Genomic DNA, 16725 nt, shown 5'->3' with positions numbered 1-16725 from the left:
TTAAAAGAAGCACTCAAGCCCGTAGCTTACAAATGGTGGTTGCTCGATTCCACCCACTCGCGCACCCGTTGGGCATCGCCCAAGCGGCTGTATTTACCCACCGAGTCCAAAAACACCATGATCAGCTTGCGCCCGGCCACCTCGGTTTGCATGACCAGGCAGCGCCCGGCCTCAGAGATGTAGCCGGTTTTTTGCAAGCCGATCGCCCAATTTTCGTTTTTGACCAAGCGGTTGGTGTTATTGAATTGCAAGGTGCGCTTGCCCACTTCGACCTCTGCGCCGGGCGAGGTCGAGAACGAGCGCAGCAGGGGCTCTGCATGCGCCACATTGACCAAGGCGGCCAAATCACGGGCACTCGATTGGTTGCCGCTGGACAGGCCCGTAGGCTCCACAAAGCGCGTGGCCGTCATGCCCAGCAGCTTGGCTTTGACATTCATTTGCTTGACAAACTCGTCCATGCCGCCCGGATAGGTGCGCCCCAGCGCGTGGGCAGCGCGGTTTTCACTGGACATCAGCGCCAGGTGCAGCAACTCGCCCCGCGTCAGCTGCGTGCCCACGGCCAAGCGCGAGCGGCTGCCTTTGACGGTATCCACATCGGCTTGGGTGATGGTGATCACCTCATCCAAAGGCAGCTGGGCGTTGGCCACCACCAAACCGGTCATGAGTTTGGAGATCGAGGCAATGGGCAACACGGCCTGCTCGTTTTTACTCAAGAGCACCTCTTTGGTGTCTTGGTCCATGACCAAGGCCACGCTGGACTCCAACGCCAGCGGATCGCTCACCTTGTCCAAACCCGCCAATTGCGCGAACGAGGGCCGCGCTACCGCTGCTACGGCCACGCCCGCTGCAGCAGCTTTGGCCACCGCAGCGCGTCGCCCTGTGGGCCTTTTCGCCGCTTTGGCCACTGCCGCTTTGCGCCTTGCCGGGGTTTTGGCCGCTGCTTTTTTGGCCGTGGCACGCTGCGTGGCAACTTTTTTGCCCGAAGCTTTTTTGGCCGAAGCTTTTTTGGCCGCTACCGCTGCGGAGGCAGCAGTCTTGATTTTTGCCGCATAGGCGCTGGGGGCCAACAGCGCCCCCCCCAGCACCACCATCGCCAACACTTGCCCGAGCTTGCGCCCGATCCCCGGTATTCCTACCCGCTTGGCACGCCCCATCGCACAACTCCCTGAAACCATCATCGCCCCACGAGAAAATACTAAGTGCCGCAGGCTGCGGCACGGCTGAAAATTATATGGCGGCCCCGTCCTGTGCCGCGACACTTTCGCTGAGGGTAAACAACCGATTCAGGGCATTCAAATACGCCTTGGCCGAGGCCACGACGATGTCCGGATCCGCCCCCACACCATTGACCACGCGCCCAGCCCGTTGCAGGCGCACGGTGACTTCGCCCTGGCTCTCTGGCGAGGTGCTGATGGCGTTGATAGAGAACAGCAGCATTTCTGCCCCGCTATTGACATGGCTTTCAATGGCTTTAAAGCAGGCATCAACCGGGCCATTGCCCAGGGCGCAGACTTTGACCTCTTGCCCCTGGTGTTGAAAGACAACTTCCGCGTGCGGCGGCTCCCCCGTTTCGCTGTGCTGGGACAGGGAGACGAAGTCAAAAATATCCTTGGCGGTTTTGGCCCCTTCCATTTGCACCAGGGCCAAGATGTCTTCGTCAAAAATTTCGCTCTTGCGATCGGCCAGCTCTTTAAAGCTGGCAAACGCCGTGTTGATGGCCGCCTCACTCTCCAGCGCCACGCCCAGCTCTTGCAAGCGCTGCTTGAAGGCATTGCGCCCCGAGAGCTTGCCCAGCACGATTTTGTTGGCGGCCCAGCCCACATCTTCGGCGCGCATGATTTCGTAAGTGTCACGCGCCTTGAGCACGCCATCTTGGTGGATGCCGCTGGCGTGCGCAAAGGCGTTGGCCCCCACCACGGCCTTGTTGGGTTGCACCACAAAGCCGGTGATTTGGCTGACCATGCGGCTGCTGGCCACGATGTGCTCGGTGGCGATGTTCACGTCCAAATTGAAATAATCGCGCCGGGTTTTGATGGCCATCACCACTTCTTCGAGGGCGCAATTGCCCGCCCGCTCGCCCAGGCCGTTGATGGTGCATTCCACCTGCCGCGCCCCACCAATCTTCACGCCTGCCAAGCTATTGGCCACGGCCATGCCCAGGTCGTTGTGGCAGTGCACGCTCCAGATGGCCTTGTCCGAATTGGGCACCCGCTCACGCAGATTTTTGATGAAGTTGCCGTACAGCTCCGGAATGCCATAGCCCACGGTGTCCGGGATGTTGATGGTGGTGGCCCCCTCGGCAATCACCGCCTCAACCACGCGGGCCAAAAAGTCCGGTTCGCTGCGGTAGCCGTCCTCGGCGCTGAACTCGATGTCATCGAGCAAATTGCGGGCAAAACGCACGCTGCGCTTGGCTTGCTCCAGCACCTCCTCGGGGCTCATGCGCAGTTTTTTCTCCATGTGCAGCGGGCTGGTGGCAATAAAGGTATGAATGCGCGCCCGGCTGGCATCCTTCAGTGCCTCGGCAGAGCGGGAAATATCCCGGTCATTGGCCCGCGAGAGCGAGCACACCGTCGAGTTTTTCACCGCCCGGGCAATGGCCTGCACCGATTCAAAATCGCCATTGGATGCCGCTGCAAACCCCGCCTCAATCACATCCACCCGCAAGCGTTCGAGCTGGCGGGCAATGCGCACTTTTTCATCGCGCGTCATGGATGCGCCGGGCGATTGCTCGCCATCGCGCAAGGTGGTATCAAAAATAATCAAACGTTCGCTGCCCATACCAACTCCTTGGCCCTGGTGGGCCATCGTGTTACCACCATTGCGCAAGACTTGCTTGGCACAAGCTGCGCGATGGACTTAAATTTACGCGGTCTCTGCCACTTGCAGCTTGGAGCGCTGCAAGCCCGAAAGAATAGCGTGCATCGAGGCCGAGACGATATTCGCATCAGTCCCTACGCCATAAATGGTTTGGTCATCATTCACGCGCAGCTCCACGTAGGCCATCGCCTGGGCATTGGCCCCTTGCCCAATGGCATGCTCGCTGTAATCTTGCACGCGCAAAGTGCAGCCCAAGCCATTGGAAAGCGCCTGCACAAAGGCATCAATCGCGCCATTGCCACTGCCTTGCAACGATACGGTCTGGCCTTGCCACTGCAAGCTGCCTTGCAGTTTGACCAAGCCTTTTTCCTGCTGCATGGCGTACTGCAAGCCGTGGTCGTTGAACAGACGGTACTCTTTCTCAAAAATCTTCCACAAATCAGCAGCGGCAAATTCAGTGCCCAGGGCATCCATTTCATGCTGCACCACCTGGCTGAATTCGATTTGCAAACGGCGCGGCAATTGCACGCCGTATTCGGCTTCCAGCAGGTAGGCAATCCCGCCCTTGCCAGACTGGCTGTTCACGCGAATCACCGCCTCGTAGCTGCGACCCAGGTCTTTGGGGTCGATGGGCAGGTAGGGCATGTCCCAAATATCGCCCTCCTTGCGGGCCGCAAAGGCTTTCTTGATTGCGTCCTGGTGCGACCCCGAGAACGAGGTATAGACCAAATCGCCCACATACGGATGGCGTGGATGCACAGGCAACTGATTGCAATACTCCACCGTGGCGCGAATGGCATCAATGTTGGAAAAGTCCAAGCCTGGGCTCACGCCCTGGATGTACATATTCAGCGCCACGTTCACGATATCCAGGTTGCCTGTGCGCTCGCCGTTACCGAACAAACAGCCTTCCAGGCGATCGGCCCCGGCCATCAAAGCCAATTCCGCCGTTGCCGTGCCCGTACCCCGGTCGTTGTGCGGGTGTACCGAAACAATCACACCATCGCGGCGCTGGATGTTGCGGCAGGTCCATTCGACCATGTCGGCAAATACGTTGGGGCTGGAATGCTCCACCGTCGTAGGCAGGTTGATGATGCACTTCTTCTCGGGCGAGGCTTCCCAGACTTCGGTCACGGCATCGATAACGCGCGTGGAAAATTCCAACTCCGTGTCCGAATACATTTCGGGCGAGTATTCAAACTGCCATTGGGTTTGCGGGTAGCGGGCCGCAAAATCTTTGAACATCTGCGCGTGTGTGCGGGCCAAATCAACGATTTCATCCTCGCTCATATTCAGCACCACACGGCGCATGACCGGGGCCGTGGCGTTGTACAGGTGCACGATGGCACGGGGCACCCCCTCCAACGCCTCAAAGGTGCGCTGGATCAAATGCTCGCGGGCCTGGGTCAGCACCTGCACCGTCACATCCTCGGGAATGCGCTGCTCCTCAATCAGCTTGCGCATGAAGTCAAATTCGGTCTGCGAGGCCGAGGGAAAGCCCACTTCAATTTGCTTGAAGCCAATCTTCACCAACTGCTCGAACATGCGAATCTTGCGCTCCACATCCATCGGCTCGATCAAGGCCTGGTTGCCGTCGCGCAAATCAACGCTGCACCAGATGGGTGGGTGGGTGATCTGCGCATCGGGCCACGTGCGGTCACGCAAGTTCACGGGGGCAAAGGGGCGGTATTTGCTAGCAGGGTTGTGCAACATGGTGGTGTCTCTCTGGTGAAAAAAGGGCTTGTGGCCCGAAAAAACAAAAACGGCCCGTCGCTAAAAGCTACGGGCCGCAAGAAAGTAGGGGAATGAAAACGCGTGCGCTACTAGCTCTGCCCAAAGGACATGCGTAGTAGTAGGGTGATTTGCTGCGTAAACATGGTCTGCACTCTAGCATATCTGCCCAGGCCGCTGCCAACGCGCTTAGCGCAAGCTGCATACGCATTTCAATACCCCCTTAGCCGCTGCGTTACTGGTGCAGACCGCGCTCGTCCGGTTCGTCTTTGGAGGTGCTGATCACACTGGTAGGCTGGCCCTTGGCCTTGCGCCACAGGTACACGCCATAACCACTAAAACCATAAATCGCAAACACCGCAAACAGCACCGAAGGCGCATGGATATTGATTAAAGCAATCACCAAAGGGATCGAAACCACCACCGCAAAAGGCACGCTGCGCTTGAAGTTGATGTCTTTAAAGCTGTAAAACGGCGCATTGGTCACCATCGTCAGCCCGGCATACAAGGTCAGCGCAAACATCACCCAGCTCATGGCGTACCAAGTAATCGTGCCATCTTGGCCACGCACCACGCCGTAATCGTCCATCACCCAGATAAAACCCACCACCAAAGCGGCCGCTGCTGGCGAGGGCAGGCCCTGGAACCAACGCTTATCGACCACCCCGGTATTGACGTTGAACCGCGCCAGCCGCAGCGCAGCGCATGAGCAGTAAACAAAGGCAGCAATCCAGCCCCAACGCCCCAAACCTTTTAACGCCCAGATATACGCGATCAACGCCGGGGCCACGCCAAAGGAGACCATGTCCGAGAGCGAATCCATCTGCTCGCCAAAGGCGCTTTGCGTATTCGTCATGCGGGCCACGCGGCCATCCAAACTATCGAACAACATAGCGAACAGCACCCCGTAGGCCGCCAGGGTAAAACTGCCATTCATGGCCATGACGATAGAGTAAAACCCGCCAAACAAGGCCGCCAAGGTAAACAGATTGGGCAGGATGTAAATGCCCTTGCGGCGCTTGCGTACGATGATGTCAGCGGCGCGATCACTGTCTTGCATAGAATTTTTCTCTCTAGAAAACGACCCGGCAAGGGCCGTTGTTAAAACCGGCTTATTCTACGCAGCAGGCTTTTGGCTTGGGCCACACAAACTGGCCAAACGTAAAAAAGGCCACCACAGTGGCCTTTCTTCACAAAGCAGGGGGCTTTGCTTAGTTGCGGGTTTGGTCCACCAGTTTGTTTTTGGCAATCCAGGGCATCATGGCGCGCAGTTGGCCGCCCACTTGCTCGATGGCGTGCTCGGCGTTTTGGCGACGGCGGGCGGTCATGCTGGGGTAGTTGGTCTTGCCCTCTTGGATGAACATCTTGGCGTATTCACCATCCTGAATGCGCTTCAAGGCCTTGCGCATGGCTTTGCGCGACTCTTCGTTGATGACTTCGGGGCCGGTCACGTACTCGCCGTATTCAGCGTTGTTGCTGATGGAGTAGTTCATGTTGGCGATGCCGCCTTCGTACATCAAATCGACGATCAATTTGAGTTCGTGCAGGCACTCAAAGTAGGCCATCTCGGGGGCGTAGCCCGCTTCGGTCAGGGTTTCAAAGCCCATTTTCACCAGCTCTACGGCACCGCCGCACAGCACGGCTTGTTCGCCGAACAGGTCGGTTTCGGTTTCTTCTTTGAAGTTGGTTTCAATGATCCCGCCTTTGCCGCCACCGTTGGCGCTGGCGTAGGACAGGGCCACGTCACGCGCTTTGCCGCTCTTGTCCTGGTAGATGGCGATCAGCGAAGGCACGCCGCCGCCTTTCAGGTATTCCGAGCGCACGGTGTGGCCGGGGCCTTTGGGGGCAACCATGATCACGTCCAGGTCGGCGCGGGGCACAACTTGGTTGTAGTGCACGTTAAAGCCGTGGGCAAAGGCCAAGGTGGCACCTTGCTTGATGTTGGGTTCGACGTTGTTTTTGTACACGTCAGGAATGTTTTCGTCGGGCAGCAAGATCATGACCACATCGGCGGCTTTGACGGCATCGTCCACTTCCATCACGGTCAGGCCCGCTTTGCCAACTTTGTCCCACGATGCGCCGCCTTTGCGCAGACCAACCACGACTTTCACGCCGCTGTCGTTCAGGTTTTGCGCGTGGGCATGGCCTTGGCTGCCGTAGCCGATGATGGCGACGGTTTTGCCTTTGATGAGGGACAGGTCACAGTCTTTGTCGTAGAAAACTTTCATATTGACTCCAGAAAAATTTGTTGGATTGTTGAAATAAAAGAGAAAACCAAAAAAGGAAAAATCCGGATGCTATTTCCGGGCGCTATTACAACCGCAAAAGCCCCCGCGAAACCGGCTATTACACCCGCAAAATGCGTTCACCCCGGCCAATGCCGCACGCGCCGGTGCGCACCGTCTCCAGGATGGCGCTGCGGTCAATGGCTTGCAGGAAGGCATCGTTTTTGCTGGCATCACCGGTGACTTCGATGGTGTAGCTCTTGTCGGTGACATCAATGATGCGGCCCCGGAAAATATCGGCCATGCGCTTCATCTCTTCGCGCTCTTTGCCAACGGCGCGGACTTTGACCATCATCAGCTCGCGCTCGGTGTACGCGCCCTCGGTCAGATCGACCACTTTGACCACTTCAATCAGGCGGTTCAGGTGCTTGGTGATTTGCTCAATCACGTCGTCCGAGCCCGTGGTTTGAATGGTCATGCGCGACAGCGAAGCGTCCTCGGTCGGGGCAACGGTGAGCGATTCAATGTTATAGCCCCGTGCGGAGAACAGGCCGACAACGCGCGACAGCGCCCCGGCTTCGTTTTCAATCAGAACGGCAATGATGTGTTTCATGGTGGGGTGTTTCCTCTTTTTGCGACAACAGCACGATCCCAAAGTGGTCGCAAAAAACTGTTGTTTTTCGCTGCCCTCCCCCGGTGCCGGTAAGCACCGGGTTTGGCAGGCAATAGATTCTTCAAAATAAGGAGCTTATTGCGCTTTCAATCATTGATTTTTAGCGTGTTTTATACCTGAAAACCAATAAATAAAAGCGCTAGAAGCTATGTTTTAAGGCTTACAAATCGTCCTTGCCCAGCAGCATTTCGGTAATGCCCTTACCGGCCTGCACCATCGGGAAGACGTTTTCGGTCGGGTCGGTGCGGAAGTCCAGGAAGACGGTTTTGCCTTCTTCACGGACAATGCGCCGCGCCTCCTGCAAGGTCGATTCGATCAGTGCCGGGTCTTCAATCTTGAAGCCGCGATGGCCATAGGCCTCGGCCAGCTTGACAAAATCGGGCAGCGAATCCATGTAGCTGTGGCTGTAGCGGCCAGAGTATTCAATCTCTTGCCACTGGCGCACCATGCCCAAAAAGCGGTTGTTCAAGGCGCAAATCACCACCGGCGTGTTGTACTGAAAGCAGGTGGCCAGCTCTTGAATGTTCATCTGGATCGAGCCTTCGCCGGTGATGCAAAACACCTCGGCATCGGGCTTGGCCAGCTTGATGCCCATGGCATACGGCAGGCCCACGCCCATGGTGCCCAAGCCACCGGAGTTGATCCAACGGCGCGGCTCGTCAAAGCGGTAATACTGCGCCGCCCACATCTGGTGCTGACCGACATCGGAGGTGATGTAGGTGTCCGTGTCCTTGGTCAGATTCCACAGGGTTTCCACCACGTGCTGGGGCTTGATCACGTCGCCCTGACCTTTGCTGTATTTCAAGCAATTGCGGCCACGCCAAGCTTCAATTTGAGCCCACCAGGCGGTCAAGGCACCGCTGTCGGGGCGCTGATCGGTTTCTTTGATCATGGCGATCAGCTCGGCCAGGACTTCTTTGACATCACCAACGATGGGGATGTCCACCTTCACGCGCTTGGCGATGACGGAGGGATCAACATCGACATGAATGATCTTGCGGTCGGCCGCCTGAAAATGTTTGGGATTGCCAATCACCCGGTCATCAAAACGCGCACCCAGGGCCAGCAGCACATCGCAATGCTGCATCGTGTTGTTCGCTTCCACGGTGCCATGCATGCCCAGCATGCCCAGGTATTTCTTGTCGCTGGCCGGGTAAGCGCCCAGGCCCATCAAGGTGTGGGTGACGGGGTAGCCCAGCATGTCCACCAACTCGCGCAACTCGGCACAGGCATTGCCCAGCAGCACGCCGCCGCCGGTGTAGATATACGGGCGCTTGGCCGCCAGCAGCAATTGCAAGGCCTTGCGAATCTGGCCCGAGTGGCCTTTTTTCACCGGGTTGTAAGAGCGCATTTCCAGCTCGCGCGGGTAGCCGGCAAAAGCGGTTTTCTTGAACGACACATCCTTGGGAATATCCACCACCACCGGGCCAGGACGGCCCGAGCGGGCAATGTGAAACGCTTTTTTGACCGTCATGGCCAAATCGCGCACGTCTTTGACCAAAAAATTGTGCTTCACCACCGGGCGCGTAATGCCCACGGTGTCGCACTCTTGAAAGGCATCGGTGCCAATGGCCGCCGTGGCCGTCTGGCCGCTGATGACCACCAGCGGAATCGAGTCGGTGTACGCCGTGGCAATACCAGTCACCGCATTCGTCAGCCCGGGGCCAGAAGTCACCAGCGCCACGCCCACCTCGCCGGTGGCACGGGCAAAGCCGTCGGCCGCATGCACCGCCGCCTGCTCATGGCGCACCAGGACATGCTGAATGCTGTCTTGTTTGTAAAGCGCGTCGTAGATATAGAGCACCGCCCCGCCGGGATAACCCCACAGGTATTGCACGCCCTCGGCCTGCAAGGCTTTGACCAGGATTTCTCCGCCCATCAATTCAGGGGCAAGATTGGCCGGGGAAGAAGCGGGGGAGAAAGAAGCATCGGCAGCCTGCGCTGCCTGGGATTTGGAGAGTTCCATATGTGTGATTCAACCTTTGTGAATTTCTCTGACGAAAAACCTTCGGTGCCCCTTGCACGCAGCCCTTTTGAGGCCGGCTTGGGACTTTGTGCCATCGCCATAGGCGCTGCTACCAATAGCTACGAACGCCGAACGGTGACCCGTTTGCCTTTTTTGCACTGCGCGATATGTTGCACTGCAAGAATTTATTATGGCACTGCAACAATCGCCTCACCGAGCATTTTTCTGCCACAGCCCACGCAATGCGATAATCCTGCTTTTCCTGTAGGCGACAGCGTTACCGCAATCGCTACACTTGTCGTTCATTTTCCTTTGCCGCCCCTTGGCCACCGCACAAGAGCTCAACTCCTTCCTCCAAAGCGTGGACAAACGCGCTTTCAAACGCACGGTTTATCAAGTGCGTGATGAGGAGGCCGCGCTGGACATCGTCCAAGACAGCATGCTCAAACTCAGCCACCACTACGGGGATAAACCGCCCGAGGAGCTGCCCATGCTGTTTCACCGCATCCTGGCCAACAGCACCTTGGACTGGTTTCGGCGGCAAAAAACACGCAATGCGCTCTTTACCAACATATCGGCGCTGGAGCATGCCATCAACGCCGATGGCGATGACTTTGACTGGCTGCAAACCTACGCCAGCAGCAACCCCGAGTACGTTGAAAGCAGTGCCGAAACACTGACAGAGCGCAAACAGTTGTTGCAAAGTATTGAAAAAGAAATCCAAATGCTTCCTGCACGTCAACGCGAAGCCTTTCTTTTGCGTTACTGGGAGGAGCTTGATGTTGCCGAAACCGCTGCCGCCATGGGCTGCTCAGAAGGCAGCGTCAAGACCCATTGCTTTCGGGCTGCGCAAACATTGAGCAAAGCCCTCAAAGCCCAAGGAATAGAACTATGACCCCCTCGACCACGCCCCTTCAGCCCCAACACTTCACACCGCTGGATGAACACGCCCAAGAGCGCTTTGCCCGCTCTTTGGTAGCGCACCTGAACCAGTCGCAAGAGGAGCTGCCCTATGTTGTCACCGAACGCCTGCGCGCCGCCCGCGAGCAGGCGGTGGCCCAGCGCAAACGCGGTGCGGCGCCCTTGCGTCAATATGCGAGCGCCCCGCAGTTGCAAACGGCTGGTGTTGGTGGCCATTTACCCGACAACACCGCATCCTGGATTCGCAAAGCGCTCACCTTTTTGCCACTGCTCATCCTGGCCATTGGCGTGATCACCATCGGCATCCAAGAAGACAGCCGCGCCACCGTTGGCTTGGCCAATGTCGATGCCGAGCTGCTCACCAGTGCCTTGCCGCCGGATGCCTACACAGACCCAGGCTTCTTGCATTTCTTGGAAACCAGTCAAAAAACCACGCCTTAACCGGCCTACTCTTAACGCCTCAGATTCACCCCCTGCCATTGCACAAGGCCCCTCTTCACGGCATGCAGCCACTTACCTCCTCTTTGCCTTGCAAAAAAAAGACTGCACACCTGCCCCTGGTTTTCGCTGGGGCGGTGCTGGCAGTGCTGGCCGGTATCGGTGCGTGGTTGATTCCCTATATGGCCATGGCCCCCAGCGCCGTACCCCCCGCCTTGGCGGTGCATGAAGACCAAAACAGCCCTCGCCTCACCACCGATACGCCCAACCGGCTGCGCCTGAGCAGCGCCGGGCCCGAGTGGCAAGACATCACTGCTGCGCAGCGTCAAATTCTCGACCCTTTGCACCTGCAATGGCCGACCATGGGCGCGCTGACCAAGCGCCGCTGGCTGGTGCTGGCCGACCGCTACCCCAGCATGAGCGAAAAAGAGCAGGCCAAGCTGCACGAGCGCATGCTCTCCTGGGCCAGTTTGAGCGCCCAGCAACGCAACCAGGCACGGCTTAATTTTGAAAATGCCAAACGCCTGACCCCGGACGATTTGCTGCTCAAATGGCAGGAATACCAGGCCCTCACGGCGGCTGAAAAAGAGCGCCTCAAGGCCGAAGGCCTGAAAGCAGAACAAAAGCGCAAAGCCAAAAACACACGCCGCAAGCTCAACCGCCCCAAACCGTTTGTGCGCCCCACCCCAGCGCCGGCCCCGCTGCCGCCAGCCCATACCGCGCCTCTGCCAACGCCGCCCAGCCCGTCCTCTGGTGCCAGCACCTCCGCCGTCACCACCTCCACGCCCGTGCAGGCCACCCCATTGCCCCCGCTGGTCGAAGCGGCCCCCGCTCCAGTCGAAGTTCCCCAGCCCATGTACACCATGGAGCTGCCCCCGCTATCGGCCTTGCCAGCACCGGCCACCCCGGCAGCGCCCGCCCCCGCGCCAGAGGCCCTACACTCGCAACCTTGATTTTTCCAAAGGAAGCGTTTGCGCGGCATGGCCACTCCCCCCACCCCCACCTTGGTTCCCGCCAGTCTGGCCCGGCGCATGGCCTGCTGGCTCTATGAAGGCTTGGTGCTGTTTGCTTTGATGATGGTGGCGGTGCTGCTGCAAAGTGCGCTAGCGCTAGTGCTGCCCGCCCTGAACCACCCAGCCCTGCTGCAAGCCAGCACCTTGACGCTGTGGGGCGCTTATTTCGTTTATTTTTGGCAGCGTGGCCAAACCCTGCCGATGAAGACTTGGCGCATCACCATCGTCGATGCCCAAGGCTACCGACTCACCCGCATCCGGGCCCTTACCCGCTATGCTTTTAGCTGGATTTGGGGGCTGCCACTGCTGCTGCAGCTCACGCCCTGGCCTTTGGCGGTGACGCATTTGTCCATCGTGCTGGGCGTGTGGGTGGTGCTGTGGATGCTGGCCAGCCGCCTGCACCCCCAAGGCCAGTTTTGGCACGATGCTTGGGCCAAAACCCAACTGCTGCAAGCCCCATGACGGCCCCCCATCCACACAAAGCCCGCCAAGGCCTCTCGCGCCTGTGGCATGCCACGGGCTATTCTTTGCAAGGCTTGCACGCTGGCTGGCAAGAAAAGGCTTTTCGCCTAGAGGTGCAGCTGTCCATCCTCTTGCTGCCCGCCGCTTTTCTCTTAGGCCAAAACTGGGTAGAACGCATGCTGCTGGCTGGCAGTGTGCTCCTGGTTTTGATAGTGGAGCTGCTCAATAGCGGCATCGAAGCGGCCATTGACCGCATTGGCCCAGAGCTGCACCCGCTGTCCAAAAAAGCCAAAGACCTGGGCAGCGCCGCCGTCTTGGTTAGCCTGGTGCTGCTCAGTCTGACCTGGGGCAGCGCCTTGCTGGCCCGGTTCGTTGTTTAATTTTTCAGCACATTGATTGCTCCCAACACACCACCACGCATGCTCAACACAGAACCGACTTTTTCCCTGTGCGTTTACTGCGGTTCGCGCCCCGGCAACGATGCCCGCTACCTGGATGCCGCCACCGCCGTGGGCCAATGGATTGGCCACCACGGCGGGCAACTGGTCTATGGCGGCGGGCGCACCGGCTTGATGGGCCAGGTGGCCGAGGCCACCCGCCAAGCTGGCGGGCGCGTGGTGGGCATCATCCCGCAGGCGCTGGTCGATCGCGAAGTGGCCAACCCGCTGTGCGATGAGCTGCACGTCGTCGCCAACATGCACCAGCGCAAAGCCATGATGGCCGAGCGCAGCCACGCTTTTTTGGCCCTGCCCGGCGGCATTGGTACGTTTGAAGAATTGTTTGAGGTGTGGACGTGGCGCCAGCTGGGCTACCACGACAAGCCCATTGGCATCCTCAACGTCGCAGGCTATTACGACAGCATGCTGCAGTTCCTGCTGGGCACGGTGCAAAGCGAATTCATGGGCGACTGGCAAATGGAATTGGTGCGCAGCGGCGAACACATCCCGCAGCTGCTGGCCCACCTGATTGAAGCGGCGGGCACCAGCCCAGAAAGCCAATCGCTAGAAAAAAACATCTAAAACCAGAAAAATCCTTGCCATATCAGCCGAGAAAGCTATCCATTTAATGAACTTACTCCATTTACGCATCGGCGAAGGCTGGGATGTGCATGCCCTCGTCCCAGGTCGCCCCTTGCTGCTGGGCGGTGTGCCCGTACCCCATAGCCACGGCCTGCTGGGGCATTCGGATGCCGATGTGCTCTTGCACGCCATCACCGACGCCGTGCTGGGCGCGGCCGCCCTGGGCGATATTGGTCGCCATTTTCCCGATACGGATGCGCAGTTTTACGGTGCCAGCTCCGTCGTACTGCTGGCCGAAGCCATGCGCCGCGTGCGTGCGGCAGGTTTCGAGCTGATCAATCTGGACAGCACCATCGTGGCCCAAAAACCCAAACTGGCCCCGCACATCCCGGCCATGTGCGCCTGCATTGCCCAGGCGTTGGGGGTTGATGTCGGCCAAATCAACGTCAAAGCCAAAACCGCCGAAAAACTGGGCCCCGTGGGCGCAGGGCATTCCATGGAAGCGCGGGCCATTGCGCTGCTAATCAAAAAATAAAAGAGCTACTCCCGCTTTATCTACAACAAATTTCAAGATTTATTGCTTAAATTTGTTGCTATTACAGCGGGAACAGCTCCTTATTTAATCAAAAATCATCCTTCTCTCACACCTCAAACCGCACGCCCTGGGCCAATGGCAGGCTGTGGCCGTAATTGATGGTGTTGGTGGTGCGGCGCATATACGCCTTCCAGCTGTCTGAGCCCGCTTCGCGCCCGCCGCCGGTGGCTTTTTCGCCACCAAAAGCCCCGCCAATTTCTGCGCCGGAAGTTCCAATGTTCACATTCACAATGCCGCACTCAGCCCCGGCGGCACTGCAAAACAGCTCCGCCTCGCGCAAGTCATGGGTGAAGATGGAGGCCGACAGGCCATGCTCGCTGGCATTGACCAGGGCGATCGCCTCGGCCAGCGTATCAAAGGGCAAGACATACAAAATCGGCGCAAACGTCTCGCGCAGCATAGGCCCACTGTGGCTGGGCATTTCAACCAGGGCCGGATCCACATAGCTGCCCCGGCCATGGCTGAGCACCTCCCCACCGTACACCTGCGCCCCCAGCGCCTGGGCCTCCAGCAGCGCCACCTGCATGGATTCCAACGCCAGGCTGTCTATCAACGGCCCCACCAGCGTGTCAGCGGCCAGCGGGTTGCCCACGGGCAAATGCTCGTACACCGCTTGCAAGCGCTGCACAAAATCGGCGTACAAGGAACGGTGAATGAACAAACGCCGCAGCGTGGTGCAGCGCTGCCCCGCCGTACCCACCGCCGCGAACACCACCGCTCGCAAAGCCAGGGCCACATCAGCACTGGCGCACACCACCGCCGCATTGTTGCCGCCCAATTCCAGCAAGCTGCGTTTAAAACGCTGGGCACAGGCTTGCCCCACCACCCGCCCCATTGGGGTGGAGCCGGTGGCACTGACCAGGCGCACCGCAGGCGCTTCGACCAAGGCCTGGCCCACATCGGCATGGCCCAGCACCACACTGGAAATGGCTGGCGCGTGACCTTCTGCTTGCAACGCCTGCTGCAGCAACTGGTGCAAGGCCAGGGCGCACAGCGGGGTTTTCTCTGACGGTTTCCACACCAGGGCATTGCCGCACACCAGGGCCAAGGCCGCATTCCACGCCCACACGGCCATGGGAAAGTTAAACGCGGTGATGATGCCCACCACGCCCAGCGGGTGCCAAGTCTCGCGCAGTTGGTGTTCGGGGCGCTCGCTGGGCATGGTCAGCCCATACAGCTGGCGCGACAGGCCCTGGGCAAAATCGCACATGTCGATCACTTCCTGCACCTCGCCCAGGCTTTCGCTGCGGATTTTGCCCACTTCCAGACTGATCAGCTCGGCCAATGCCGCCTTGTGCTGGCGCACCAAATCACCCAACACCCGAACTACCGCCCCGCGCTGGGGGGCGGGGACGTGCTGCCAAGCCGCTTGGGCTTGTTGTGCTTGCGCCACCTGCTGCCGCGTTTGCGCAACCGTGGTGCATTGCAGCAGTGCCAGGCGCTGGCCATCAATGGGGCTGTGGATGAATAAATGGGGGCCTGCGGCCTCCAGCGGTGGCAACGCCACCCCCAGGGTTTGCAAAATATGGGCAGCGGTGCTGGCATATTCTGAATATTGAATGGTTTGCTGCGGCATGGCGTGACCTCCAAAGCTTAGAGTGAACGGAAATGGGCAGGGTCTGCAACATCTGCAGAGTGGGCGCAATCAACCTTCGGGGCGTACACCGCACCAAAGCGGTTGGCCAGAAACAGGGGCAAGGCAATCGCTTCTTGGCGCACCCAACCGCTTTGCGGCAGCTGCCCCTGGGCAAGCAAATCCAGCACCGCGCAAATACTCGAAGCTGTGCTGCTCTGGATCGCACTGATCGCGCGCCCATGCAGCGTGGTGCCGTAAATCTCTTGGGCGTAATGGCGCTGCAGCAAGCGCCCACCCTGCTGGCCACTGACGCTGATAAAAATCACCACCACGTCTTGCTCCGTCGCTGGCAGGGCTTGCTCCAAAATTTGCCGCAGTAACTCCCGCTGATCGCGCAGCCGCAGTTCATCCAGCAAAAAGCGCATGCGCTCAGCGTGACCGGGGTAGCGCAAGGTTTTGTAATTGAGTTCGCGCACCTGCCCGGCCAAACTTTGCACCAAGCTGCCTACGCCGCCCGAGGTGTTAAAGGCTTCGTAATCTTGGCCCAGCACCCGCAGCCGCTCCAGCCCTTGCAAGGCCGGCAGCGATTGCCGCTGACCATCCACAATCGCCTCGCACGGCTGGCAATACTCGTTAATGACCCCCTCGGTACTCCAGGACAGCTGGTAGCCCAAGCTGTTATCGGCACAACGCGGCAACGCTCCGACGCGCAAATGCACGGTATCCAAAGCGTCAAACGCTTGGCACAAATGGTGCGCAGCAATTGAGACAAAGCCCGGTGCCAACCCGCACTGGGGAATCAAGGCCGTGCTGGCCTGCTGACTCAGCGCGGCAATTGCCTGGGTCGATTGAATATCCTCGGTCAAATCCAGGTAATGCGCCCCCACGGCCACCGCCGCCTGGGCCCAGCGTTGCATTTGGTGAAATGGTGCGGCACTCAACAAGGCAAAACTGCCCGCCAGCAGCGCTGCTAAATCAGTACCCTCCATTTGCGGCGTGAGTTGCACCGGCACAATCGCCGCATGCTTCGGTAAAGCGGCCAAAGCCTGGTCATGAGGATCCAGGACATGAACGTGGTAATCCCCGGTATGCGCCAACATACTGGCAATCGTTGTGCCTATGCGCCCCGCCCCGACAACAGCGATTTTTTGCATAGCGTCCCCTCCAAAGCAGCTATTTCCAACGGATATTCCATAAAAAATTATTGAATTCCTGTCAGAAATGCGCCATACGGCTTTACGCGCATAAAGGAAGCATCAGCGCACCGGTGCCATCTGTGCCGGGCA

General features: G+C 58.9%; 16 protein-coding genes. 7 read left to right on the top strand and 9 right to left on the bottom strand.

The annotated features are described in order from the left end of the window. Positions 1-26: 26 nt before the first annotated feature. From pbpG to ACFO24_RS07820, 7 genes are all read right to left on the bottom strand, one after another. The gene (gene pbpG / locus ACFO24_RS07850) at positions 27-1154 is read right to left on the bottom strand and encodes a D-alanyl-D-alanine endopeptidase (protein WP_377737827.1); all 1128 of its coding nucleotides are present in this window, start codon (positions 1152-1154) and stop codon (positions 27-29) included. Between the two features lie 73 nt (positions 1155-1227). Further along, positions 1228-2781 carry a 2-isopropylmalate synthase gene (locus tag ACFO24_RS07845; protein WP_207575231.1) on the bottom strand — a complete coding sequence of 518 codons (1554 nt, stop codon included), beginning with the start codon at positions 2779-2781 and terminating at the stop codon, positions 1228-1230. Positions 2782-2865: 84 nt separating this feature from the next. Then, on the bottom strand, positions 2866-4533 hold the full coding sequence (gene leuA / locus ACFO24_RS07840) for a 2-isopropylmalate synthase (RefSeq protein ID WP_377737826.1): 1668 nt from the start codon (positions 4531-4533) through the stop codon (positions 2866-2868). A gap of 253 nt (positions 4534-4786) precedes the next feature. Continuing rightward, entirely contained in the window at positions 4787-5611 is an 825-nt protein-coding gene (gene pssA / locus ACFO24_RS07835) for a CDP-diacylglycerol--serine O-phosphatidyltransferase (RefSeq protein ID WP_377737825.1), read from the bottom strand. A 151-nt stretch (positions 5612-5762) separates the two neighbouring features. After that, a complete protein-coding gene (ilvC, locus tag ACFO24_RS07830; protein ID WP_207575228.1) occupies positions 5763-6779 on the bottom strand; it encodes a ketol-acid reductoisomerase in 1017 nt (338 codons plus the stop codon). 118 nt (positions 6780-6897) lie between these two features. Next, positions 6898-7389: an acetolactate synthase small subunit gene (ilvN, locus tag ACFO24_RS07825; protein ID WP_207575227.1), complete on the bottom strand. Its 492-nt coding sequence runs from the start codon at positions 7387-7389 to the stop codon at positions 6898-6900. A 220-nt stretch (positions 7390-7609) separates the two neighbouring features. Further along, positions 7610-9415, bottom strand: a complete 1806-nt coding sequence (locus tag ACFO24_RS07820) for an acetolactate synthase 3 catalytic subunit (protein ID WP_377737824.1) — start codon at positions 9413-9415, stop codon at positions 7610-7612. A 322-nt stretch (positions 9416-9737) separates the two neighbouring features. Between ACFO24_RS07820 and ACFO24_RS07815 the strand changes: the two genes are divergently transcribed. The 7 genes from ACFO24_RS07815 (at position 9738) to ispF (ending at position 13803) form a co-directional block, all read left to right on the top strand. Continuing rightward, positions 9738-10310: an RNA polymerase sigma factor gene (locus ACFO24_RS07815; RefSeq protein WP_377737823.1), complete on the top strand. Its 573-nt coding sequence runs from the start codon at positions 9738-9740 to the stop codon at positions 10308-10310. Next, a complete protein-coding gene (locus ACFO24_RS07810; protein WP_207575224.1) occupies positions 10307-10777 on the top strand; it encodes a DUF3619 family protein in 471 nt (156 codons plus the stop codon). The genes ACFO24_RS07815 and ACFO24_RS07810 overlap by 4 nt, the downstream gene beginning before the upstream one ends. 83 nt (positions 10778-10860) lie before the next feature. Continuing rightward, positions 10861-11727 (top strand): DUF3106 domain-containing protein, encoded by an 867-nt coding sequence (locus tag ACFO24_RS07805; protein WP_377737822.1) that lies wholly within the window; start codon positions 10861-10863, stop codon positions 11725-11727. 27 nt (positions 11728-11754) lie between these two features. Then, the gene (locus tag ACFO24_RS07800; protein ID WP_377737821.1) at positions 11755-12249 is read left to right on the top strand and encodes an RDD family protein; all 495 of its coding nucleotides are present in this window, start codon (positions 11755-11757) and stop codon (positions 12247-12249) included. Beyond that, positions 12246-12629 carry a diacylglycerol kinase gene (locus ACFO24_RS07795; RefSeq protein ID WP_207575221.1) on the top strand — a complete coding sequence of 128 codons (384 nt, stop codon included), beginning with the start codon at positions 12246-12248 and terminating at the stop codon, positions 12627-12629. The genes ACFO24_RS07800 and ACFO24_RS07795 overlap by 4 nt, the downstream gene beginning before the upstream one ends. A gap of 39 nt (positions 12630-12668) precedes the next feature. Further along, positions 12669-13268: an LOG family protein gene (locus tag ACFO24_RS07790; RefSeq protein ID WP_377737820.1), complete on the top strand. Its 600-nt coding sequence runs from the start codon at positions 12669-12671 to the stop codon at positions 13266-13268. Between the two features lie 46 nt (positions 13269-13314). Continuing rightward, entirely contained in the window at positions 13315-13803 is a 489-nt protein-coding gene (gene ispF, locus ACFO24_RS07785; protein WP_377737819.1) for a 2-C-methyl-D-erythritol 2,4-cyclodiphosphate synthase, read from the top strand. 106 nt (positions 13804-13909) lie between these two features. On the opposite strand, the gene amaB is transcribed toward ispF, so the two are convergent. Both amaB and ACFO24_RS07775 read right to left on the bottom strand, forming a co-directional pair. Further along, the gene (gene amaB, locus ACFO24_RS07780; protein WP_377737817.1) at positions 13910-15439 is read right to left on the bottom strand and encodes an L-piperidine-6-carboxylate dehydrogenase; all 1530 of its coding nucleotides are present in this window, start codon (positions 15437-15439) and stop codon (positions 13910-13912) included. A 17-nt stretch (positions 15440-15456) separates the two neighbouring features. Then, positions 15457-16593, bottom strand: coding sequence for a saccharopine dehydrogenase C-terminal domain-containing protein (locus ACFO24_RS07775; RefSeq protein WP_377737816.1), 1137 nt, complete (start codon positions 16591-16593; stop codon positions 15457-15459). Between the last annotated feature and the right edge of the window lie 132 nt (positions 16594-16725).

Source organism: Comamonas denitrificans (genome assembly GCF_042654745.1).
In the GTDB taxonomy this organism is placed as follows: Bacteria; Pseudomonadota; Gammaproteobacteria; order Burkholderiales; family Burkholderiaceae_C; genus Comamonas; species Comamonas denitrificans.
The sequence above is the reverse complement of the archived record's forward strand: the minus strand, read 5'-3'. Positions and strand labels throughout refer to the sequence as shown.